This is a genomic window from Pantoea sp. X-Soil-ISGK-285 (genome assembly GCF_059730815.1).
The window spans coordinates 2099238-2121451 of the sequence record NZ_AP035938.1 but is presented as its reverse complement, the minus strand read 5'-3'; the positions used below and the strand labels follow the sequence as shown (position 1 = coordinate 2121451).

Sequence of the window (22214 nt, the reverse complement as noted above, 5' to 3'; positions counted from 1 at the left end):
GTGGCGTCATGGCGCAGAAAATGCATTAACTCCGCTTATCACACTGAGCTGGAGCCCCATCATGTCGCACTCGCACGAGAAAGGTTTGTTATATGGGCTTGAAGCCCGCATCGGCCCCGCCCCGGCGTTTTTCGCCGCACTGCAACATCTGCTGGCCAGCGTGGTGGGAATCATCACGCCGCCGCTGATTATTGGCTCCGTTCTGGGGTTGCAGGCCTATATTCCTTATCTGATCAGCATGTCATTGTTCGTTTCCGGCTTAGGCACGTTTATGCAGGCCAGACGCTTTTATGGCATCGGGGCGGGCATGATCTGTCTGCAGGGCACCAGCTTCGCGTTTCTGGGGGTGATCCTCTCGGGTGGTCTGATGGTGAAAGGGCGCGGTGGTTCGCCGGAAGAGATTATGGCGATGCTGTTTGGCTGTAACCTGGTGGCGGCGTTGATTCCGATTCTGATCAGCCGCTGCGTTGGCTCGCTGCGCAAAGTGCTGACGCCGGTGGTGACCGGCACGGTGATCACCCTGATTGGCATCAGCCTGATAAAAGTCAGCATTACCGACTGGGCGGGCGGGCACAACGCCACAGATTTTGGATCGCCGGGAAATCTGGCGCTGGGGGCGCTGACGTTGCTGGTGATCGTGGCGCTGAACCGCTCGCGAAATCGCTGGGCGCGGCTGGTGGCGGTGGTGGCCGGAATCGCGGTGGGATGCGTTGCCGCGGCCTTGACCGGTCATCTGCAACTTAATGTTGCGCCGGAGAGCAACTGGCTGGTGCTGCCCGCGTTCTTCCGGTTTGGTTTTGCCTTTGACTGGACCATTTTCCTGCCGATCGCGCTAGTGTCAGTGATCGCGGTAATTGAAGCCGTCGGTGACCTTACCGCTAACTGCCTGATTTCACAGCAGCCGATCACCGGCAAACCTTTTCAGCAGCGGTTGCAGGGTGGCATTGTCGCCGACGGCCTGAGCTGTGTGCTGGCAGCGGTCTTCTCCGCCTTTCCCAACACCACGTTTGCGCAGAACAATGGCGTTATCCAGATGACCGGCGTCGCCAGCCGTTACGTCGGTATGCTGCTGGGAATCATGCTGGCGCTGCTGGGGCTGTTTCCCTTTATTGGCTCCCTGTTGCAGCAGATCCCGCCGCCGGTGCTGGGCGGGGCGACAATCGTGATGTTTGGCAGCGTGGTTGCTGCGGGCATCCGTGTGATGACCCAGACGCCGCTGGGTCGCCGCGAGATGCTGATTGTGGCGATCGCTTTTGGTATTGGTCTGGGCGTGGAGGCGGTGCCGGATGTGCTGAAGCAGTTCCCGCCGCTGATTAACAGTCTGTTTGGTCATGCGGTGACGACCGGCGGTATTCTGGCGATTGTGCTGAACATGGTGCTGCCGGACGAGGCGCCTGTGGTGGAAGAGGTGGAGGCGGAAACGCTGACGGAGAGCTAAAAAGCAGAAGAGCCGATGTATCTCTCACATACGGCTCAAAAATCCAAAGCGATGGGAGCATATGCCTGTATCAAAGCATCGCGGACCAGGGATGGGCCGCGCTGAGCATGCCATGGATGGCATCTTTTGCGTCTTTGCTACAGGCGTATGCTCCCTGAGCTACTACCTGAATTGACAGACAGGACAGGCCGTGACTTAACTGGCTTTAAGATGGAGTCTGCGAAGGGAACAGGGTCAGATCGGAAAGTCGCAAAAGCCGCCATCCGTGGCACGCTCGGCCCGCGCCGTCCTGGCGCGGGACGCTTTCCTCCTCTGACCCGGTTCCCTGCGCGTTAAGCTTGTTTGTTGCTGTCTGATTTACCCAGGCTTGGGTATATCTGCTTATATGTGCTGTTTTAATGGGCCGGTAAGACCCATTTAGGTGACGAAATTATGGATTCAGACGACGGCGGGTACGACCAGAACTGAGGTAATCCGCAATATAATCCTGCGAAATCTCACCGCTGTAGCGACCCTCTTCATCGACAATCGGCATCCAGACCGTGTTGTGCTCATAGAGTTTTGACAGCACCACGCGCAGGTTCTCTTCCGCTTTACCGGTGACCTTAAAGGTGTGCAGTCGCTCTTCACAGCGGCCACTGACGTTACGCGCCTCGCGACGCTTCACGAAGCCCAGCGGTTTGCCATCCTCATCGACCACGGTAATCGACCGCATATCGTTCTCATCCATGGTGCCAAAGGCTTCTTCCAGCGGTGTAGAGCGGCGGACGGTGATGGTCGGCTGCTGGTCGGTCACGTCGCCCGCCTGCACCAGTAACAGGCGCTTAAGCGTACGGTCCTGACCCACAAACGAGCCGACGAACTCATTGGCAGGGGTCGCCAGCAGTTCATCCGGGCTGGCGCACTGCACGATTTTACCCTGACCAAATACCGCAATGCGATCGCCGAGTTTCAGTGCCTCGTCAATATCGTGGCTCACCAGCATTACGGTTTTTTTCAGCTGACGCTGCATGTCGAGAAACTCATTCTGGATCACTTCGCGGTTAATCGGGTCAACGGCGCCAAACGGCTCATCCATCAGCAGCACCGGTGGATCCGCCGCCAGGGCACGAATCACCCCGATACGCTGCTGCTGACCGCCGGACATCTCTCGCGGATAGCGATGCAGGAATTTGGTGGGATCCAGCGCTACCATGCTCATCAGCTCGGTAGCCCGCTCGTGGCACTGCTTTTTGTTCCAGCCCAGCATGCGTGGCACCACGGTAATGTTCTCCTCGATGGTCATGTTGGGAAACAGACCAATCTGCTGGATAACATAGCCAATGTTGCGGCGCAGGGTGGTGGTGTCCTGTGTACTGGTATCTTCACCATTAATCAGGATCCGGCCACTGGTGGCGGGAATCAGGCGGTTAATCATCTTCAGCGTGGTGGTTTTCCCGCAGCCCGAGGGTCCCAGCAGCACGCACATCTCACCGGCTGGCACGTGCAGGCTGACGTTATCGACGGCTTTATTGGTCGTGCCGTTTTTCTGTGTAAAGGTTTTCGTCAGGTTTTCCAGCGTAATCATTATCGAATCCCCTTTGGAGTCAGCGCCTGCTGCAAACGGTGCAGCAGCCAGTCAAGAAAAATAGCCAGCAGACAGATCATCAATGCCCCGGCAATTAACATACGAATATCACTGCCGCTGATACCATCCAGCAGCAGCTGGCCCAGACCGCCCGCGCCAATCACAGCGGCAATCGCCATGACGCCAACGTTCATCACCACGGCGGTACGGATGCCACCGAAGATCACCGGCAGCGCCATCGGGATTTCAACCCAGCGCAGGCGCTGCCAGAACGTCATGCCGATACCACGGCCCGCCTCACGCAGGCCGTCCGGCAGATTCTCCAGTGCGGTGTGGGTGTTTCGGACAATCGGCAGCAGCGAGTAGAGGAATACGGCGGTAATCGCCGGCAGCGCGCCAATGCCCTGACCGATGAGTGAAAACAGCGGGATCATCAGACCAAACAGCGCAATGGTGGGAATAGTCAGCACTACGGTGGCGATACCGAGAATCGGCGTTGCCAGCCATCTTACACGCACGATCAGAATGCCAAGCGGCACGCCAATCACAATTGCCAGTCCGACCGCGACCAGCACCAGCCAGCTGTGCTGCCAGCTCAGGGTGAGCAGGGTGCTCCAGTTATCCATGATGTAGTGAAGGGTATCCACAGTGCCTCCTTACAGCATGTTTTTGGATTTAAGGAAATCACGCGCCACGGTTTCCGGTGACTGATGATCGATATCGACCCGCTTGTTCAGCTCTGTTATCGCCTCATCGGTGATCTGCGCAGAAAGCTGATTAAGCGCGGTATCCAGCCCCGGATGACTCGCCAGCACATCCTGACGCACAACCGGCGTCACGTTGTAGCTCGGGAAGAAGTGCTTATCATCCTCCAGTACTTTCATGTTGAAGCCCTTAACCCGGCCATCGGTGGTGTAGATCAGACCGGCATCCACGAATCCGTCGCGAATCGCGTTATAGACCAGACCGGGGTCCATCTGGCGGATCTGCGGGCGATCCAGCGTCAGGTTGTAGGTTTTCTGCAGCGGCTTCATGCCGTCTGAACGACCCGAGAACTCCAGGTCCAGACCCAGTCGCCAGTTATGATCCGGGTCGGTTTTACGCACCTGCTCAATCTTCGCAACCAGCTGCGACATGGTGCTGATGCCCTCTTTTTCGGCCCGTTCACGGGTCATGGCAAAGGCATAGGTGTTGTTCATTGGTGCCGGGTTAAGCCAGACCAGCCCCAGTCTGGCATCCAGCTTTTTCACCGTCTCATACGCCTGCTGTGAAGACATCGGCTGGTTGATATGGTTAAAGATGATCAGCGAGGTGCCGGTATATTCCCAGACCATATCAATCTGCTTATTCAGCAGCGCATTACGGCCAATGGTGGTGGCGATATTGCGTTTAGGCACCACCTCGAAGCCTTTCTTCTGCAGCCAGAGCACCGTCATTGCTGACAGGATATGCTGCTCGGTAAAACTTTTGGTCGCCATCACCAGCGGTGCAGCAGCCTGTGCCGTCTGGCTTAACAGCAGTGTCGCGGTCAGCGCGACAACGCTTTTCTTAATCCAACGCGTTAGCATTGCAAAGCTCCTTGTGGTCAGGCCGCAGCGTGCGGACTCAGAAAGCGGCCCAGCGCGGCCAGCATCATATCCAGTACCAGTGCCACCAGTGCAGTGGCGACGGCGCCGAGTATCAGCGTCGGAAAGTCATTCAGATAGATGCCCGGGAAGATCAGCTCGCCAAAGCTGCTGGCGCCAATCAGGAACGCCAGTGGGGCGGTGCCGACATTGATGGCGGTGGCGATGCGCACGCCAGAGAGGATGACCGGCAAGGCATTCGGCAGCTCTACCTGACGCAGACGCTGCCATTTGGTCATGCCGATGCCGTTGGCCGCCTCAATCAGCGACGGGGGAACTGCGCTCAGACCAGAGAAGGTGTTGCGGACGATAGGCAGCAGCGAAGCCAGAAACAGCGCAATCAGCGCCGGACGGTCGCCAATCCCGATAATAACCATCGCCAGAGCCAGTACCGCCAGTGGTGGCAGGGTGTTACCGACATTGAAAATCTGCATCACGTACTCTGCCCAGCGACGTGCAAACGGGCGACTTAGCAGGATGCCGCTGGGGATACCGACCAGCAAAGCGAACAGCATTGACCAGAAGACTAAGAAGAGGTGTTGTTGCCCGAGATAAAGCAGATCGACTTTACGTGCGACCAGCTGATCCCAGCCAAGGCCCCAGATCAGCACCGCGATCACCGCGACCACTGCAAGCAGTGCCAGACCGGCGCGTCGGGCCAGTGAAGCATTTTGCATAGGAGAATCTCCCTGATTACGATCTCAATTGTTATAACAACCATAAACAGCCCGACAGGTACGGCAAAAAATGCCGCCGCGCCCAATACCGAAACTGCGATAAAATGTAGATAAAATGACTGTTTACCCACTCTTTTTCAGTGAATACTGAATAAGATGGTTTAATGCTATAGCAGCCCTTTATTGCACAAGCCAGCTTTTAAGCCACAAATCAGAGAGATAGAAACAGGTTAAAATGGTGTTAAAGCCGCGTAGCCGCTGGGCTAATGCGACAATAAAAAATTTTCATCGATTTCTGGTGACACTGTCACAGAGGGCGCAGAAAATGCGCACGCGCGGGAAACTGCATTGTCTGTTTTTCAGCTAGCCTTGCAGATTAAAAAAGGAACCCTATGACTGAAAGCGCACAACTCCAGACCGGACATCGCCACTGGATCTTAATCGCCTGCATGCTGGCGATGTTTATGGCGGCCATTGAAGTCACTATTGTGGCCACCGCGATGCCCACCATCATTGCTGACCTCGGCGGTTTTTCGCAGTTTGGCTGGGTCTTCTCGATCTATCTGCTGACCCAGGCGGTCAGCGTGCCGCTCTATGGGCGGCTGGCGGATATGGTGGGTCGCAAAACGATGTTTTTTGTCGGCACGTCGATTTTCCTGGTGGGGTCGGTGCTGTGTGGCTTTGCCCATACCATGACCTGGCTGATCCTGTTCCGGGCGTTTCAGGGCCTGGGGGCGGGGGCGATCATGCCCCTCAGCTCCACCATCGTGGCGGATATCTATTCGCCGCGTGAACGCGCCAGCGTGCAGGGCTGGCTCTCCAGCGTCTGGGGTGTAGCGGCGATAGTGGGGCCGCTGACCGGCGCGTGGCTGGTACAGCACTTTAGCTGGTCGGTGATTTTCTGGGTCAATCTGCCCATCGGCCTGATCAGCATGCTGATGCTGTGGCGCTGGCTACCGTCGCACCAGAAGGAGGAGAAATCGCAGCCGCTGAACCTGGCGGGCAGCGGCTGGCTGATGCTCTGCGTGACGGCCTTGCTGATTGCGCTGTTGCAGGCGGAACAGCTGGGCGTCTGGCTGGTGCCGTTTCTGCTCTTCTCACTGTTCGCTGGCTGGCAGCTCAGACGCCACGAGCTGCATTCAGCGGCACCGCTGTTTCCGCTGATAATCTGGCGCAGCCGGCTTATCGTGGCGGGCAATGCGGGCAACCTCATCATCGGGGCGGCCATGATGGGCATCAGCGCTTTTCTGCCCACCTGGATTCAGGGGATCAGCGGCGGTTCACCGTTACAGGCGGGCAGTGTGCTGGCGATGATGTCGATTGGCTGGCCGCTGGCCAGCACCCTCAGCGGCAGACTGATGCTGCACACCTCCTACCGCTTCACCGCCCAGCTTGGGGCGCTGTTGCTGGTGACCGGCAGTGCCTTGCTGCTGTTTTTACAGCCCGCAAGCTCACTCTATCAGGCGGGCTTTACGGCGTTTCTGATCGGTACCGGAATGGGAATGACCAGCACCACGTTCCTGGTATCAGTGCAAAATCAGGCGGATTACCAGATTCGCGGCATCTGTACCGCTTCAATTATGTTCAGCCGGATGATCGGGTCGGCGGTAGGGACGGCGATCATGGGCGCGGTGCTGAATCTCAATCTGCAGTGGCGTTTGCCGCAGGTCGAGGATCCGGTGCAGAAGATTATGTCCGAACCCAGCCGTCAGCAGTTACAGCCGGAAACCCTGCAGCAGATGACAGCAGCCATTGCCGCCTCACTGCACTGGGTGTTCGTGGTGGCACTGGTGATTGCGCTGTTTGCGGTGGGTGTGGCATGGATGATGCCGCGTCAGCGGCCGGAACAGGCGGACTAACAGGCAGGGCGACAGGATGTCGCCCTGATTTGAACAGAACTACTGGGCAGATGAGTCCTGCGAACTGCCGACACTGGCAGGTACGCTGGCTTCGTTGTCACTGCCTGAGCGCTTATAAACAATTTTTTGTGTGTCGTTCTCACAATGTCCGACGACCTGGCCACCCGCCTGATCAACCTGATCGTTGGCGACGATGTCGAGACTAAAACCCGACTCAGGTACACCGTTCTGAATAATTTTCTGGCTGATTTCGGTTTTTACCGATTCACAGGATGCCTGCGCCATCAGCGGCAGAGCAAATAACGCCGCGCTTAACAAAACCCTCTGTAGCTTCATCACGTCTTCCTTATGTTAGTCGTCGTCATTACTATAGCTCAAATTTACGGCGCTACCGGGCGACCGGAACGACGATCCAGACAACGCAGGGTGTTGGGCTCCCAGTAGGCGTTGAGATTGAGGCTCTGCTCGCACTTGTCGCGGGTATCAAACGCGCGATCGGTTTTATCAAACTCTTTTTCGACCCGGGTGTTCACTTTATTGCGCAGCATGCGCGTGTCATTCCATTGCTCTTTATCCTGGCGCGCTGCTTCATTGCTCAGCGCGGAACTGCCATCTTCGATAATCAGACGATTAGTATTCGCAGTGGCAGTGAATGCCGCAGTGGAGAGGAGAACCATCAGCACGGCAGGGATCATTTTTTTCATCACACTATCCTTTAGTTAACGCAAACATCGCCATCCACGACAGCGGTTGCAGCGGGCATGCTTAGAGCCTGGCTCATCAGGGGGCATTGAGGCAGAAGTCTGAACACCGACAGCGCATAACAACCGGTGCGTACAGGGTGTACGTGAGGAGGGTAAGCACTGCCCGGGTTCAGACGGACAAATAAAACAGCCTGATGGGCCTGGCTATTAGTATATCATCGCCGTTTCTTTGCTCACCAGCAGTGAGTCGTTTGTTTACGTTAAGGAGAGGTAAGGATGCTGATTAAAACCGCCTTGCTGTTTTTTATTACCGCACTGGCGGAGATCACCGGCTGCTTTCTGCCGTGGTTATGGCTGAAAAAAGGCGGCTCAGCCTGGTTGCTACTCCCTGCGGCAGCAAGTCTGGCGCTGTTTGTCTGGCTGCTGACGCTGCATCCCGCGGCCAGCGGACGGGTTTATGCCGCCTACGGTGGCGTCTATGTGCTTACCGCGCTGCTCTGGTTGCGGGTGGTGGATGGCGTGAAGCTAAGTGTGTGGGACTGGAGCGGGGCTCTGATCGCATTCAGCGGCATGCTGATTATCGTGATGGGCTGGGGACGCGGGTAACGCCAGCCGTGAGGGCTGGCGCTGCAGGGAGTTAAGGTTTATGCACTTTCAGCCCCGCCAGCGTCTGGCTGACCGGCATCATCTCAAGGCTATTGATGTTGACATGTTTAGGCAGTGTGGCCACCCAGTATACGGCTTCTGTCACATCTTCCGGCGTTAAGGCGGTAGCCCCTTCGTAGACCTGACCCGCTTTGTCATCATCGCCCTTAAAGCGCACGTTGGAAAACTCTGTGCCACCGACCAGACCCGGTTCAATGTCGGTCACACGCAGCGCGGTGCCGTGTAAATCGGTTCGCAGATTCAGGCTGAACTGGCGCACAAAGGCTTTGGTGGCGCCGTAGACGTTGCCGCCGGCATAGGGCCAGCTGCCGGCAATTGAACCGATATTGATGATATGACCGACATCACGCTCCACCATCTGTGGCAGCAGGGCGCGGGTCATATAGACCAGGCCTTTGGTGTTGGTGTCAATCATGTTTTCCCAGTCTTCGACGTTGGCCTTGTGCGCCGGTTCGACGCCCAGCGCCAGACCGGCGTTGTTGACCAGCACGTCGATATTGCGCCATTCCGCCGGTAACTGCGCCACCGCCTCTTCAATGGCGGCACGGTTACGCACATCGAGCTGTACCGTATAAATATTCTCGCCCAGTTCATCCTTCAGCGCTTTTAAACGTTCAGCCCGTCGTCCAGTGGCAATCACTTTATGACCATTCTCAATAAAGCGACGGGTGATGCTTTGACCAAAACCGGCGGTCGCACCGGTGACAAAAATAATCATCTCACTGTTCCTTATGCCATTTTCAGAGTCGATGGCTTCACCATAGCATTTCATTTCCGCTTCTGCGCGTGGAAAAACTGCCTGACCTGTAAACGGATTTTAACGGGTAGCCAGCTGCGCCTTTTCAGGGCAGATTGCACCGTTAAAGGGCAGGTTTGCGGGTAACCCGCCATACTCAAAATGTTCAGGGCGCGCAATATTGAGTAGCAACCGTTTGCATCCGTTCCGCAAACGGTTGCTACGCCATCTCAGTCCTTATTTGTTGCGCAACTTTCCTCTTTTACTTATTTGACTGATATTTAAAGAATTTATTCTATTTCAATTCTGGCACGCAGGTTGCACAAGATTATTCAGATAATCATCTGCAGATATAACATCGCGCTTTCAGAAAGGACTACCCATGCTTTCAGCAACCGACACGGCGATACGCGCCAGCTTCTTTGACTTTACCGGCGTGGTGGATCGTCCCGACGACCTGGCCGGCCAGGCCCGCTATCTTGAGGATGCGGTGCTGCTGCTGCGTGATGGATGCGTAGTGGGGCTGGATAGCTGGGAGAATAGCGAGGCGATGCTGGCGGGGCATCCGGTCATCGACCTGCGCGGCAGACTGATCGTGCCGGGCTTTGTCGATACCCACATTCACTATCCGCAGACAGAGATGATTGGCGCATTTGGCGAACAGCTGCTGGAGTGGCTGAATCACTACACCTTCCCGGTTGAAGCGCAGTATCACTGTCCCGATCATGCTGCGCGGATGTCCGCCTTCTTCCTGCATCAGCTGCTTTCCAACGGCACCACCAGCGCGCTGGTGTTTGGCACCGTCCATCCGCAATCGGTGGAGGCGCTGTTCAGCGCCGCCGAAGCGCTGAACATGCGGCTGATTGCCGGGAAAGTGATGATGGATCGCAATGCGCCCGACAACCTGATCGAAACCCCTGAACAGAGCTACCAGCAGACCCGGGCGCTGATTGAGCGCTGGCACCAGCGCGGACGCCTGAGCTACGCCCTGACGCCGCGCTTTGCGCCGACCTCATCCCCACAGCTGCTGGAAAAAGTGCAGCAGCTGCGTCAGGAGTTCCCGGATACCTGGCTGCATACCCATCTCAGCGAAAACCCGCAGGAGGTCGCCTGGGTCAAAGAACTGTTCCCGGAGCGTGAAGGCTATCTGGATGTTTATCATCATCACCAGCTGACCGGCCGCCGCAGCGTCTTTGCTCACTGTCTGCATCTGGAAGAGAACGAATGGCAGTGTCTGCACGATACCGATTCATCCATTGCTTTCTGTCCCACCTCAAACCTGTTTCTCGGCAGTGGCCTGTTTAACCTGAAACGCAGCTGGCAGCAGGGGGTGAAAGTGGGGATCGGCACCGATGTCGGCGCGGGCACCACCTTTAATATGCTGCAGACCCTGGGCGAAGCCTACAAGGTGGGCCAGCTGCAGCACTACCGGCTCAGCGCGGCCGAAGCCTTTTATCACGCCACGCTGGGCGGGGCACGTGCGCTGGATCTCGACCACGTCATCGGAAATTTCAACATCGGTAAAGAAGCAGACTTTGTGGTGCTGGACCCGGCGGTTTCTGCCCTGCAGCAACTGCGCATCGGCAACAGCAAAGATATCTGGGAAAAACTGTTTGTATTAATGACGCTCGGCGACGACCGCAATATTGCCCAGACCTGGGTAGCCGGTCGTCCGGTCTGGCAGCGCGACGCACAGGAGCAAGCCGCATGATCCAGTTTCTGTTAAATAACCAGCTGGTCAGCGAGAATGCGCTCGACCCCAACCTCACGGTACTCAACTACCTGCGCACCCGTCAGCAACGCCCTGGCACCAAAGAGGGCTGTGCATCTGGCGACTGTGGCGCCTGCAGCGTGACTCTGGGCAAAGCCGTCGGGGGAACAATGCAGTATGAAACGATCAACAGCTGCCTGACGCTGGTCTCCGCGTTACAGGGCAAGCAGCTGATTACGGTTGAGGATCTGCGTCACGGCCGCGCACTGCATCCGGCGCAGCAGGCGATGGTCGACTGTCACGGCTCGCAATGCGGATTCTGCACGCCAGGCTTTGTGATGTCGCTGTTCAGCCTGCAAAAAACCGCTTCGGGCTGGGATCGCCATCAGGCGGAAACTGCGCTGGCAGGCAACCTCTGCCGCTGTACCGGTTACCGGCCGATTATGGCCGCCGCCGAACAGCTCTGCTCGCAGCCGGTGACAGACCAGTTCGATCAAGGTGCCGCCGCAACCGTGCAGCGGCTTGAGGCGCTGGCAACCCCGGAGATGCAGGAATTAGGGGGTGAGGGCCGCCGTTGCTTCCTGCCCAAAACCCCGGCTCAGCTGGCGGCGATCTATCTGGCACATCCCGAGGCGAGGCTGATTGCCGGTGGCACCGATCTCAGCCTGCAGATTACCCAGCAGCATAAAAGAATACCGTTGCTGATTGCGCTGGAGCAGGTTGCCGCGCTCAAAGTCTGCAGCGAATTTGATGACCACTACCTGCTGGGCGCAGGAGCTTCGCTGCAGCAGGTCAGCGAATTTCTTGCCAGCCGCATTCCCGGCGTCAGCGAGATGCTGCAACGCTTTGCCTCGCTGCAAATCCGTCTGCAGGGCACATTAGGCGGCAACATCGGCAACGCTTCCCCCATTGGCGACGCCTCGCCGGTGCTGCTGGCCCTGAACGCCAGCCTGTTGTTACAGCGCGGTGAGCAGCAGCGCAGCCTGCCGCTGGATCAGTTCTTTACCGGCTATCGTCAGACCCGGCTCGAAAAAGGGGAGTTTATTCGCGCCATTCGCGTCGATAAAGTGACGGTGTCACCTGATTTTGTGGCCTGGAAAGTGTCCAAACGGCTGGACGATGATATCTCCGCCGTGTTCGCCGCTTTTAATCTGCAGATTGAACAGGGCGTAGTCAGCAGTGCCCGCATCGCCTTTGGCGGCATGGCGGCAACACCGCAGCGTGCCCGTCACTGTGAACAGGCATTCATCGGTCAGCCGCTGAATTCCGTGACAGTGTCACGCGCAGCCGCGGCGCTGGCAGAGGATTTCCAGCCGCTCTCCGATTTCCGCGCCAGCAGTGACTATCGTCTGCAGGTCGCACGCAACCTGCTGCGCCGCTACTGGCATCGCCACAACGGCGAAATAACCTGTATCGAGGTGGCCCGCTATGTCTCATAACCGTCCTGAACTCAACGAAGAGGTCATTAAGGCGCAGTATGCCGCTGATTTACAGAGCGGCGTCGGTCGCAGTAACCGCCATGAGAGCGCGGAAAAACATGTCTCCGGCGAGGCGCGTTTTATCGACGATAAGCCGGAGCTGCCGGGTCTGCTGCATCTCTGTCCGCGCCTGAGTGAGTATGCTCATGCGCGCATCCTGCATATTGATGTGCAGCCCTGTTATGCCGTTCCCGGCGTCGTCAGCGTCCTGACCTTGCAGGATGTGCCGGGCATCAATGATGTCGGGCCGCTGGAGCCGGGCGACCCGCTGCTGGCCCATGACAAAGTAGAGTATCTGGGACAGATCGTGATCGCGGTGGCGGCGGAATCCCCCGAAGCTGCACGTCTTGGCGCGGCCGCTGCGGTAATTGAATATGAGGTGCTGGAACCGCTGCTGGATGTGGAACAGGCGCTGGCACAGGGCAGCTTTGTGCAGGAACCTCACATTCACCAGCGCGGTGATGTGGAAGCGGCCCTGGCGCGTGCGCCGCATCGGGTCAGTGGGGCGTTTCACATTGGCGGCCAGGAGCATTTCTATCTGGAAACCCAGACGGCAATGGTTATTCCCGGTGAAGATCAGCAGTTGCAGGTCTTCTCCTCAACCCAGAACCCCACCGAAGTGCAGAAACTGGTGGCGGAAGTGATGGGCATCAGCCTGAATCAGGTGACGATAGATATGCGCCGGATGGGCGGTGGCTTTGGTGGTAAAGAGACGCAGGCGGCCGGTGTCGCCTGTCTCTGTGCCATCGTGGCGCGCCAGACCGGCCGGGCGGCGAAGATGCGGCTTTCACGTCGCGACGATATGCGCGTCACCGGCAAACGCCATCCGTTCTTTGTGCGCTACGAAGCGGGTGTTGAAGAGGATGGGCGTCTGTGCGGCATCAAAATCGATCTGGCCGGAAACTGCGGTTATTCGCTGGATCTTAGCGGATCGATTGTCGATCGCGCCATGTTCCACGCCGATAACGCCTATTACCTCGGGGATGCACGGGTAACCGGCTATCGCTGCCGCACGAACACCGCCTCGAACACCGCCTATCGGGGTTTTGGCGGGCCACAGGGCATGGTGGCGATTGAACAGATCATGGATCATATCGCCCGTGAGCGCGGGCTGGATCCGCTGGCGCTGCGCAAGCGTAACTACTATGGCAAGCAGGATCGCAACATCACCCATTACCACCAGCAGGTAGAGGATAATCTGCTGGATGAGATTACCGAACAGCTGGAGCAGAGCAGCGACTATCAGGCTCGCCGCGCGGAGATTAAGGCGTTTAATGCCCGCAGTCCGCTGCTGAAACGCGGTCTGGCGCTGACGCCGGTAAAATTCGGCATCTCCTTTACCTCCAGCTTTCTCAATCAGGCGGGGGCGCTGATTCTGATCTACACCGACGGCACGGTGCAGCTTAACCACGGCGGCACCGAGATGGGCCAGGGCCTGAACACCAAGGTGATTCAGATTGTCGCCGAAGTGCTGCAGATTGAGATCGATAAAATTCAGATCACCGCCACCGACACCGGCAAAGTGCCCAACACCTCACCAACCGCGGCCTCCAGCGGGGCTGACCTCAATGGCAAAGCGGCGCAGAATGGTGCAGAGATCCTGCGCGACCGCATGACCGCCATGCTCTGCGAGCTACACCAGTGCGACGCGGCGGCGGTGAGCTTCCGCAACGGGGTGGTGCGCGCCGGGGATAAACATTACACCTTCGCCGAGGTGGCGAAGCTGGCGTGGCTGAATCAGGTTCCGCTCTCCGCCACCGGCTACTACCGCGTGCCGGGGATTCATTACGACCGGGTCGCGGGTCGCGGGACGCCGTTCTATTACTACGCTTACGGTGCAGCCTGCTGTGAAGTGGTGATTGATACTCTGACCGGCGAATCCCGCCTGCTGCGTGCCGACATTCTGCATGACGTCGGCGCCTCGCTGAATCCGGCCATCGACATCGGCCAGGTTGAAGGAGGCTTTGTACAGGGCGTCGGCTGGCTCACCTGCGAAGAGCTGGTGTGGAGTGATAAAGGCCAGCTGCTGACCGATGGCCCGGCGAGCTACAAAATTCCTGCCATCAGCGACGTTCCGGCGGACCTGCGGGTCACGCTGGTGGAGAACCGTAAAAACCCTAAAGACACGGTGTTCCACTCCAAGGCCGTAGGTGAACCGCCGTTTATGCTGGGCATCGCCGCCTGGTGTGCCCTGCAGGATGCGGTCGCCAGCGTCTCCGATTACCGGCAGCACCCACTGCTGGACGCGCCCGCGACGCCGGAGCGCATCTTCTGGGGCGTGCAGCGCCTGACGGGAGGGGTTGATGATTTATCATGACTGGATTGGCGTGCTGCATCAGTTGCGTGAAAAACGTCAGAGCTGCGTATTAATCACCGTGCTCAGTGAGCACGGTTCGGTGCCGCGCGACAGCGGCAGCAAAATGGTGGTGACGCAGCAGGAGAGTTATCTCACCATCGGTGGCGGTCATCTGGAGTTTGAGTGCATCGCCCAGGCCAGGGCGATGCTGCAGAGTGGGGCGACTGCGCCACACACCGAGGATTTCAGCCTGGGCGCTCGGCTTGGCCAGTGCTGTGGCGGCAAAACCACGCTGCTGTTTGAGCCGCTGCTGCAGGCGCAGCCGGAGATCTACCTTTTTGGCGCAGGCCATGTGGGACAGGCCCTGGTCAATCTGCTGTCAACGTTACCCTGTCACATAAACTGGATCGATAGCCGTCCGGCGCAGTTCAGCCACGTTCCCGCTGGCGTGGTGACGCTGCAGCCGGACGATCCGCTCGACTGCGTAGCACAGGCACCCGCAGGCAGCTACTTCATCATCATGACCCATCATCATCCCCTCGACTTTGAACTGTGCGAGGCGGTGCTGAAGCGCGGCGATTTCCGCTATGCCGGGGTGATCGGTTCTGAAACGAAAAACCAGCGTTTCCGCTACAGGCTGGCGGGCAAGGGTGTGGCGAACGAACCGCTGGCGCGCCTGCGCTGTCCGATTGGCCTGCCGGACGTCAAAGGCAAGCTGCCCGCCGAGATTGCGGTGGCGATTGCCGGTGAAATCATCAGCATTTATCAGCAGCACGTCGCCTGAGTTGTCGCTTTCGCGGCAACCTGTCAGGATAAGACTTTGCGATGCCCACCAGGAGCGAACCATGAACGCCCGTCAGAATCCCTTCTTTAGCGTCAGCACACTGCCTTACCAGACTCCTCCTTTTGACCAGATTGAGGAGCAGGATTTCCTGCCCGCGCTGCAGGCGGGCATTGAGGAGAAGCGTCAGGAGATCGAGGCGATCGCACTGAACAGCGACGCGCCCAGCTTTTTCAACACTTATGAGGCGCTGGAGAGGAGCGGACAACTGCTCAACCGGGTGAATCTGGTGTTCAGTGCCATGACCTCGGCGCATACCAGCCCGTATCTGCAGCAGGTGGATGAGGAAATTGCGCCTCAGCTCACCGCGCTCAACGATGACATCATGCTTAACCGCCCGCTGTTTTCGCGGCTCGATGCGGTCTATCTGCAGCGCGCTAAACTGGATGCTGAATCAAAACGGCTGGTTGAGGTGATCTGGAAGCGCTTTCAACTGGCGGGGGCTAATCTGCCGGAAGCGCAGAAACAGCAGCTCAAGACACTGAATCAGGAAGCGGCCCGCCTCGGTACCCGCTTCACCAACAAATTGCTGGCCGCCACTAAAGCGGGCGGGCTGGTCGTCGATGATCTGCAGAAGCTGGCGGGACTCTCACCGGCCGATCTGGCGGTGGCGCAGGCGGAAGCGCAGGCACGCGGACTGGAAAAGCGCTGGCTGCTGGTGCTGCAAAACACCACCCAGCAACCCGCACTACAGAGCCTGGCCGATCGCGCAACCCGTGAAGCGCTGTTTAAGGCGGGCGTCACGCGCACTGAAAAAGGCGATGAGAACGACACCCGCGAGCTGGTATTACGTCTGGCGCAGGTCAGGGCGGAGCAGGCGCGGCTGCTGGGATTTGCCAGCTATGCCGAGTGGAAGTTACAGGATCAGATGGCCAAAACGCCTAAGGCGGCGCTGGCGTTTATGCATAACATCGTGCCTGCCGCGCGCGGTCGTGCGGAGCGTGAAGCGGCGGCTATCCAGCAGACCATCGATCAGCAGCAGGGCGATTTTACCCTGCAGGCCTGGGACTGGCGTTTTTATGCCGAACAGGTGCGGCGTGCCCGTTACGATCTGGATGAGAGCCAGATTAAGCCCTACTTTGAACTGAATTCGGTGCTGCAGAATGGCGTGTTCTGGGCGGCGACGCAGCTCTATGGCATCCGTTTCACGCCGCGACAGGATCTGCCGGTTTACCATCCCGACGTCCAGGTCTATGAGATTTTTGACGCCGATGAGACCCCGCTGGCGCTGTTTTACACCGACTTCTTTAAGCGCGACAGCAAAGGCGGCGGCGCCTGGATGAGCAACTTCGTCAACCAGTCCACGCTGCTCGACAGCAAACCGGTGATCTACAACGTCTGTAACTACACCAAACCGCCAGCCGGTGAACCGGCGCTGCTGAGCTGGGACGACGTCATCACGATGTTTCACGAGTTCGGCCACACGCTGCACGGTCTGTTTGCCAGCCAGCGCTATCCGAGCCTGTCGGGAACGGAAACCCCGCGCGATTTCGTTGAGTTTCCTTCGCAGATCAACGAGCACTGGGCCAGCGAGCCAGCGGTGTTCCGCAACTACGCTCGCCACTATCAGACTCAGGCGCTGATGCCCGCTGAGCTGCATGAAAAAATCGTCCGGGCCGCCACGTTCAACAAAGGCTACGAGATGAGCGAGCTGCTGGCTGCTGCGCTGCTGGATCTGCACTGGCACAGCCTTAACCGTGATTCCGCGCCGCAAAGCGTGGAGGGATTCGAGCAGCAGGCGTTACAGAGCGATAATCTGGCGCTGACGGCGGTGCCGCCGCGCTATCGTTCCAGCTATTTCCAGCACATCTGGGGCGGTGGCTATGCTGCAGGTTATTACGCCTATATCTGGACGCAGATGCTCGCCGACGATGGCTATCAGTGGTTTGCGGAACAGGGCGGACTGACGCGTGAGAACGGCGACCTCTTCCGACAGAAAATTCTGTCGCGGGGGAACAGCAGCGATCTCAAAACACTGTATGAAAGCTGGCGGGGCGGGCCTCCGCAGCTTGAGCCCATGCTGAAAAATCGTGGTCTGGCGGATTCATAGCAGAACGGGCTGTCACGCGCTGGTCGCGCTGGCAGCCCGGTTTTATTCGTGTTAGCCCAGCGGGCCACCTTCAATGGTTTCGCACATTCCGGCCAGCACCCGTTCACCGGTTTCGCTTTTCAGAGAGTCATACCATTCTGCCGTGATTGCCGGATCGCGCGCATGCGTGACGTCACAGCGTTTGCGCGCTTTCAGCACCAGATCTTTTACCCGTTCAACCCGTCGCGCCTGATAGCGCAGCAGTGCATCTTCAATACCCAGTGAATGAGAAGCCAGCGTCGAGGCCAGTACCACGGCATCTTCCATCGCCGCGCAGCCGCCCTGGCCGATATCGGGCGTGGTGCTGTGGGCAGCATCGCCCAGCAGGGCCACGCGTCCTTTAACGAAGCGGCTGAAAGGTTCGATGTCGTGGATCTCAACCCGATTGGTGGTGTCAGGATTGATTGCCGCGATCAGCTGCTGTACCGGCTCCGCCCAGCCCTTAAAATAGCCGGTTAAGTCCGCTTTCACCGTGCTGCGATCCTGCGGCAGTCCCTTCGGCAACGGCACATCAAAGAAGAAGTAGAATCGATTACCGCTGACCGGCATCAGCGACACCCGCTTGCCGTCACCGACAAAGGTGGTCCACTGATCGGCGGGCGCAATCCTCTCATCTATAGTGACCAGGCCATTCCAGTTAACGTAACCGGCGTAACGTCGTTCAGGCTTCTGCTCCAGCACATACTCGCGGATCACCGAATGGGTGCCATCGGCGGCAATCAGGAAATCGCCGGTGGCCTGAGTGTTGTCGGAAAAGGTGGCAATCACGCCACTGCCGGTCTGCTCGACCTGGATCACCCGCTTACCAAACTGCACCCGTTCACGCCCGAAGGTATCAATCAGCATCGCCTGCAGTTCTGCCCGCGCCACCGGACAGGGATATTCGCCAACCTGCTGCACCAGCGGCGCCATACTGAAGCGGGTCAGGGGCGCGCCGGTGGTGCCATCGTGATAGGCCATATAGGCCATGTTCCCGCCCAGCTCACGCAGCGCGGTTTTCATGCCCAGCGCATTCAGGCATTTAACCCCGTTGGGCCAGATGGAAATCGCCGCGCCGACGGGCTTCATCTCCTTTACGGCTTCAAAGACCTCAACGTCAATTCCGGATTTCTCCAGCGCAATGGCACTACTCATGCCGCCTATACCGCCACCAATCACGATTGCTTTCATAATGCTCTCCTGTCTGCATACGTCACTTCCTGCAACTTTTGTACCAGAGAGATGGTGGTAGAGAGTTTCATATAAATAACAATGTAAATCATAGGCTTAATGTATAATGGGGGGCACCTGACTCCCGCCTTCCTCTTAATCAGTTGCACTGAATTGTGGCAAACGGGCGTGCAAAAAGGGTGCGGCTATAACCGTACTGCATCATTTGTTTCATTACCGCCCGTCTGTGTCTGTGTTAATCATCAGCCAGTGAAACGCGCCGGGCACTTTTCAGCATGGTCATTCTTATTACTTTAAAAGTTATTAACTAAAATCCTTATCCGCTTCGCTAATATTCCTGACAATTAATTAAACATTTACATAACAACTGGCGCGAATATTTCCCGGGAAATAATCGTTATATTCAATAAGGGGTTAGCCTGACACAGTTAAACACACCTGTTAATAAAAAATGCAAATTCATAACCAGACACAACTGTGTCTGTTTTAGCACCGTGCGCAATCATTAGCAAAAGCGTTCAGGCCGCGTCATTACGGGCTTTTAGGATATTGCTCAGACCCGCCAGTCACGATCACGTGATATAGATCACTCCGGACACAAGGACTCTGGAAGGCGAACATGAAAATTGGAATCACGAATAACCAGTATCCGGAGCAGCGTAATATCTTAGTTAATCCGGATAACGAATATATCAATCTGAAAAAGAGCAATCTGTTCTACTTTATTAACCCGCTACGAACCCGATTGCTCAAAAAAAATAAAACCTTTGTCTTTCAGCCTGTGCCTTTTTCAGGGGCATCGCGGGCTGACATCCTGCATCTGTTCAATGAAGTGGCGATAACCCATCAGAAGTGGGTCGCGTCGTTTGAAACGGAGCTGCCGCGTGTGCTGCCGGTGGCGGGCGTCGCCAAGCAGGATAACCCCGAGCTGAAACGCCTCATTCCTTATCTGTTAAAAGATAACTGCCTGGGGTTGATTGCCATCTCAGATGCCACCCTGAACATTCAGATGAAACTGTTCAGGCCGGATATTGCCCAGCAAATCCGCCGTAAAACCCTGGTGCTGCATCCGCCGCAGAAGCTGTTTATCCAGCAGAAAACGCCGCGTCAGCCCGGTATTCTGAAACTGACCTTTGCCGGTAACGAGTTCTACCGCAAAGGCGGGGCTGAAGTCGTGCTGGCGATCAGTGAGCTGATTGAAGAGCGCAAACTGGAAGAGTCGCAGCTGGATGTGCAGCTGATTGGCGATCTCGCCAAGCGTCGTAACGTGGCGCACCGCCAGTTCCAGGATGATGAGACGTTCTATAGTGGCATTGAGAACCGCATCAAACGCTATCGCTGCTTCACGCATCATTCACAGATGGATAACGGCGCCCTGATGCAGCTGTTCCGCCAGAGCGATGCCGGACTGCTACCAACCTGGCAGGAGACGTACGGTTTCTCGGTACTGGAGATGCAGGCTAACGGCTGCCCGGTGATCACCAGCAACGTGCGCGCGTTGCCAGAGATTAATCCTGCCAGCGCAGGCTGGGTGATTGCGAGTCCGCTGAACGCTGACCGTGAATACAGTATTACCTCGCCAGAGCAGAAAACGCAGTTGCGTCAGTCGCTGGTGGAGGGGCTGAAATCGATACTGCTCGCTATTATCGACCGTCCTGAGATGCTGCAGGAGAAAGGTGAGGCGGCGATTCTGCGCATCAAAGATCAGCATGACACCCAGCGTTACATTGCCCGGCTCAACGATATCTACAGCCGTGGCGTGATTAATGTCACTCAACATCCCCCTGTGGTCTCAATTTGATTAGATTTCTCTGACGTGGCGCGCCAGACTGGCCATACTTAGTGCAGCGTCCCTCTGGAGAACTCTTATGAAAATGATCATCAGCCTGCTGCTGTCCGGATTACTGGGCAGCAGCGCCTTCGCTCAGCCCGCACCGCTTTTTCCGGCCCGCGCGCCCCTGGCACAGCTGACGCCCGTCGCTGCCCGCTGCGATGTCTCCGCCTGTCAGACCAACTGCTACACAGAACAATCGCACTGCAACACCCGGGAAAACGGTGGCTGCAGTTCCCAGGCTCAGATGTGCGTGCAGGCCTGTGCCGACCAGTGTAAATAATTTAATTCAGTGAAGAATCCCTTAGTTGCCAATGAAAAAGTCTTTGTTTTATCTCGCGTTATTCTCTCTTTCTGCCAGCTGTGTCGCCGCCGATCTCTCTTCACAGCAGGTTACTTCTCTGGTTAAAGCCGCGATCGAACCGCTGATGGAGCAGCAGGAGATCCCCGGCATGTCGGTGGCGGTGCTTTACAAAGGCCGGGCGCAGTTTGTGAACTTCGGCGTGGCCGATCTCGAATCACGCCGCCGGGTCACGGAAAACACGCTGTTTGAGCTGGGTTCAGTGAGCAAAACCTTTACTGGTACCCTGGCCGGCGTCATGATCCGCAACGGCGAAATACGCCTTAACGATCCGGTGCAAAAGTACTGGCCGCAGCTGACCGGTGAGCAGTGGCGTCCGGTGCGGATGCTGCATCTGGCGACCTATACCGCGGGCGGCCTGCCTCTACAGTTGCCGGATGATGTCACCGATCAGGCTTCGCTGCTGCGTTTCTATCAGGAATGGCAGCCAGAGGCAGCGCCCGGCACGCTCCGGCAGTACTCTAACGCCAGCATCGGTCTGTTTGGTTCGCTGATGGTGAAGGGCGATTATGAGCAGGCGATGGCGCGAAACGTGTTTCAGCCACTGCGTCTGACGCGCACCTATATCACCGTGCCGCCCTCGATGATGCTGGACTACGCCTGGGGCTATAAAAATGGCCAGCCGGTACGGGTCTCACCTGGCATGCTGGATGCAGAAGCCTACGGCGTTAAATCCACTGCGCGTGACATGCTCACCTTTATGCAGGCAAATGTGGATCCTAACCGCCTCTCTTCGGGGAATGCCGTGCTGCGTAATGCCATTCGCACCGCGCAGGCGCGCTACTTCAAAGTCGGCACCCTGTTTCAGGGACTGGGCTGGGAGATCTACGACTGGCCGGTGACTGCCGACACGCTGATGGGCGACAGCGATAATGGTGTTGCGCTGCAACCCCGCCCGGCGACGCTGCTCAATCCGGTCGGGCCGTCACAGAGTGCCAGCTGGGTGCATAAAACCGGTGCAACCAATGGATTTGGTGCCTATATCGCCTTTATTCCTGAGAGGAACAGCGGCGTCGTGATACTCGCCAACAAGAATTACCCTAATCCGCTGCGTATAAAGGCGGCGTGGCAGATTCTGCAGGCGTTACAGCAGGAGAAGCCTGAGTAACAGGCATCACGCTTGCTCAGCGACGGGGTAAAGCTGGCACCGCCTGTTCATTTGCGC

Annotated in this window: 19 protein-coding genes; 11 read left to right on the top strand and 8 right to left on the bottom strand. The window is 57.4% G+C overall.

What is annotated here, in order from left to right:
* Positions 1 to 61 precede the first annotated feature (61 nt).
* On the top strand, positions 62 to 1438 hold the full coding sequence (locus tag AC6I8B_RS10140) for a nucleobase:cation symporter-2 family protein (RefSeq protein ID WP_010670178.1): 1377 nt from the start codon (positions 62 to 64) through the stop codon (positions 1436 to 1438).
* 430 nt (positions 1439 to 1868) lie between these two features.
* Here the strand turns inward: AC6I8B_RS10140 and osmV are convergent, their stop codons facing one another.
* The 4 genes from osmV to AC6I8B_RS10120 are packed head-to-tail and all read right to left on the bottom strand — an operon-like array spanning position 1869 to position 5307.
* Complete coding sequence (osmV, locus tag AC6I8B_RS10135) at positions 1869 to 3005, bottom strand: osmoprotectant ABC transporter ATP-binding protein OsmV (RefSeq protein WP_010244799.1); 1137 nt, start codon at positions 3003 to 3005, stop codon at positions 1869 to 1871.
* Positions 3005 to 3652 (bottom strand): osmoprotectant ABC transporter permease OsmW, encoded by a 648-nt coding sequence (osmW, locus tag AC6I8B_RS10130; RefSeq protein WP_010244802.1) that lies wholly within the window; start codon positions 3650 to 3652, stop codon positions 3005 to 3007. Before osmW ends, osmV begins: the two co-directional genes overlap by 1 nt.
* Before the next feature lie 9 nt (positions 3653 to 3661).
* Complete coding sequence (locus AC6I8B_RS10125) at positions 3662 to 4573, bottom strand: glycine betaine ABC transporter substrate-binding protein (protein ID WP_010670177.1); 912 nt, start codon at positions 4571 to 4573, stop codon at positions 3662 to 3664.
* Between the two features lie 17 nt (positions 4574 to 4590).
* On the bottom strand, positions 4591 to 5307 hold the full coding sequence (locus AC6I8B_RS10120; protein ID WP_010244807.1) for an ABC transporter permease: 717 nt from the start codon (positions 5305 to 5307) through the stop codon (positions 4591 to 4593).
* A gap of 392 nt (positions 5308 to 5699) precedes the next feature.
* Here AC6I8B_RS10120 and AC6I8B_RS10115 point away from each other — a divergent pair, with 392 nt between their 5' ends.
* The gene (locus tag AC6I8B_RS10115; RefSeq protein WP_039388670.1) at positions 5700 to 7166 is read left to right on the top strand and encodes an MDR family MFS transporter; all 1467 of its coding nucleotides are present in this window, start codon (positions 5700 to 5702) and stop codon (positions 7164 to 7166) included.
* Between the two features lie 39 nt (positions 7167 to 7205).
* Here the strand turns inward: AC6I8B_RS10115 and AC6I8B_RS10110 are convergent, their stop codons facing one another.
* Positions 7206 to 7502, bottom strand: coding sequence for a DUF1161 domain-containing protein (locus tag AC6I8B_RS10110; protein ID WP_033757708.1), 297 nt, complete (start codon positions 7500 to 7502; stop codon positions 7206 to 7208).
* Between the two features lie 44 nt (positions 7503 to 7546).
* Positions 7547 to 7870, bottom strand: coding sequence for a DUF1283 family protein (locus tag AC6I8B_RS10105; RefSeq protein WP_010244816.1), 324 nt, complete (start codon positions 7868 to 7870; stop codon positions 7547 to 7549).
* A gap of 279 nt (positions 7871 to 8149) precedes the next feature.
* On the opposite strand from AC6I8B_RS10105, the gene AC6I8B_RS10100 reads away from it, so the two are divergent.
* Positions 8150 to 8476 (top strand): YnfA family protein, encoded by a 327-nt coding sequence (locus AC6I8B_RS10100; RefSeq protein WP_031292947.1) that lies wholly within the window; start codon positions 8150 to 8152, stop codon positions 8474 to 8476.
* Positions 8477 to 8507: 31 nt separating this feature from the next.
* Here AC6I8B_RS10100 and ydfG read toward each other — a convergent pair whose 3' ends face one another.
* Complete coding sequence (gene ydfG / locus AC6I8B_RS10095) at positions 8508 to 9254, bottom strand: bifunctional NADP-dependent 3-hydroxy acid dehydrogenase/3-hydroxypropionate dehydrogenase YdfG (RefSeq protein ID WP_010244822.1); 747 nt, start codon at positions 9252 to 9254, stop codon at positions 8508 to 8510.
* Positions 9255 to 9654: 400 nt separating this feature from the next.
* Between ydfG and guaD the strand changes: the two genes are divergently transcribed.
* The 5 genes from guaD (at position 9655) to dcp (ending at position 17648) form a co-directional block, all read left to right on the top strand.
* Positions 9655 to 10983, top strand: a complete 1329-nt coding sequence (gene guaD / locus AC6I8B_RS10090) for a guanine deaminase (protein WP_010244825.1) — start codon at positions 9655 to 9657, stop codon at positions 10981 to 10983.
* A complete protein-coding gene (gene xdhA / locus AC6I8B_RS10085; protein WP_157352191.1) occupies positions 10980 to 12422 on the top strand; it encodes a xanthine dehydrogenase small subunit in 1443 nt (480 codons plus the stop codon). The genes guaD and xdhA overlap by 4 nt, the downstream gene beginning before the upstream one ends.
* Positions 12412 to 14778, top strand: coding sequence for a xanthine dehydrogenase molybdopterin binding subunit (gene xdhB, locus AC6I8B_RS10080; RefSeq protein WP_157352188.1), 2367 nt, complete (start codon positions 12412 to 12414; stop codon positions 14776 to 14778). Before xdhA ends, xdhB begins: the two co-directional genes overlap by 11 nt.
* Entirely contained in the window at positions 14765 to 15541 is a 777-nt protein-coding gene (gene xdhC, locus AC6I8B_RS10075) for a xanthine dehydrogenase accessory protein XdhC (RefSeq protein WP_157352185.1), read from the top strand. Before xdhB ends, xdhC begins: the two co-directional genes overlap by 14 nt.
* A gap of 61 nt (positions 15542 to 15602) precedes the next feature.
* Positions 15603 to 17648, top strand: a complete 2046-nt coding sequence (gene dcp / locus AC6I8B_RS10070) for a peptidyl-dipeptidase Dcp (protein WP_497817426.1) — start codon at positions 15603 to 15605, stop codon at positions 17646 to 17648.
* Positions 17649 to 17699: 51 nt separating this feature from the next.
* On the opposite strand, the gene hpxO is transcribed toward dcp, so the two are convergent.
* Positions 17700 to 18857 (bottom strand): FAD-dependent urate hydroxylase HpxO, encoded by a 1158-nt coding sequence (hpxO, locus tag AC6I8B_RS10065; RefSeq protein ID WP_157352179.1) that lies wholly within the window; start codon positions 18855 to 18857, stop codon positions 17700 to 17702.
* A gap of 619 nt (positions 18858 to 19476) precedes the next feature.
* Here hpxO and AC6I8B_RS10060 point away from each other — a divergent pair.
* The 3 genes from AC6I8B_RS10060 to ampC all read left to right on the top strand — a co-directional run bounded on the left by AC6I8B_RS10060 (position 19477) and on the right by ampC (position 22157).
* Positions 19477 to 20658, top strand: coding sequence for a glycosyltransferase family 4 protein (locus tag AC6I8B_RS10060; protein WP_284672231.1), 1182 nt, complete (start codon positions 19477 to 19479; stop codon positions 20656 to 20658).
* A gap of 67 nt (positions 20659 to 20725) precedes the next feature.
* A complete protein-coding gene (locus AC6I8B_RS10055; RefSeq protein ID WP_010670167.1) occupies positions 20726 to 20971 on the top strand; it encodes a hypothetical protein in 246 nt (81 codons plus the stop codon).
* A 31-nt stretch (positions 20972 to 21002) separates the two neighbouring features.
* Positions 21003 to 22157 (top strand): class C beta-lactamase, encoded by a 1155-nt coding sequence (ampC, locus tag AC6I8B_RS10050; protein WP_052271938.1) that lies wholly within the window; start codon positions 21003 to 21005, stop codon positions 22155 to 22157.
* Positions 22158 to 22214: the final 57 nt, after the last annotated feature.

Excerpts from the sequence above, each read along its gene's own strand:
- AC6I8B_RS10120 (WP_010244807.1), bottom strand. The coding sequence starts at position 5,307 with ATGCAAAATGCTTCACTGGCCCGACGCGCCGGTCTGGCACTGCTTGCA.
- AC6I8B_RS10115 (WP_039388670.1), top strand. The coding sequence starts at position 5,700 with ATGACTGAAAGCGCACAACTCCAGACCGGACATCGCCACTGGATCTTA.
- hpxO (WP_157352179.1), bottom strand. The coding sequence starts at position 18,857 with ATGAAAGCAATCGTGATTGGTGGCGGTATAGGCGGCATGAGTAGTGCC.
- AC6I8B_RS10110 (WP_033757708.1), bottom strand. The coding sequence starts at position 7,502 with ATGAAGCTACAGAGGGTTTTGTTAAGCGCGGCGTTATTTGCTCTGCCG.
- dcp (WP_497817426.1), top strand. The coding sequence starts at position 15,603 with ATGAACGCCCGTCAGAATCCCTTCTTTAGCGTCAGCACACTGCCTTAC.
- osmV (WP_010244799.1), bottom strand. The coding sequence starts at position 3,005 with ATGATTACGCTGGAAAACCTGACGAAAACCTTTACACAGAAAAACGGC.
- AC6I8B_RS10125 (WP_010670177.1), bottom strand. The coding sequence starts at position 4,573 with ATGCTAACGCGTTGGATTAAGAAAAGCGTTGTCGCGCTGACCGCGACA.
- AC6I8B_RS10105 (WP_010244816.1), bottom strand. The coding sequence starts at position 7,870 with ATGAAAAAAATGATCCCTGCCGTGCTGATGGTTCTCCTCTCCACTGCG.
- AC6I8B_RS10140 (WP_010670178.1), top strand. The coding sequence starts at position 62 with ATGTCGCACTCGCACGAGAAAGGTTTGTTATATGGGCTTGAAGCCCGC.
- xdhC (WP_157352185.1), top strand. The coding sequence starts at position 14,765 with ATGATTTATCATGACTGGATTGGCGTGCTGCATCAGTTGCGTGAAAAA.
- AC6I8B_RS10055 (WP_010670167.1), top strand. The coding sequence starts at position 20,726 with ATGAAAATGATCATCAGCCTGCTGCTGTCCGGATTACTGGGCAGCAGC.
- xdhB (WP_157352188.1), top strand. The coding sequence starts at position 12,412 with ATGTCTCATAACCGTCCTGAACTCAACGAAGAGGTCATTAAGGCGCAG.
- ydfG (WP_010244822.1), bottom strand. The coding sequence starts at position 9,254 with ATGATTATTTTTGTCACCGGTGCGACCGCCGGTTTTGGTCAAAGCATC.
- ampC (WP_052271938.1), top strand. The coding sequence starts at position 21,003 with ATGAAAAAGTCTTTGTTTTATCTCGCGTTATTCTCTCTTTCTGCCAGC.
- guaD (WP_010244825.1), top strand. The coding sequence starts at position 9,655 with ATGCTTTCAGCAACCGACACGGCGATACGCGCCAGCTTCTTTGACTTT.
- AC6I8B_RS10060 (WP_284672231.1), top strand. The coding sequence starts at position 19,477 with ATGAAAATTGGAATCACGAATAACCAGTATCCGGAGCAGCGTAATATC.
- xdhA (WP_157352191.1), top strand. The coding sequence starts at position 10,980 with ATGATCCAGTTTCTGTTAAATAACCAGCTGGTCAGCGAGAATGCGCTC.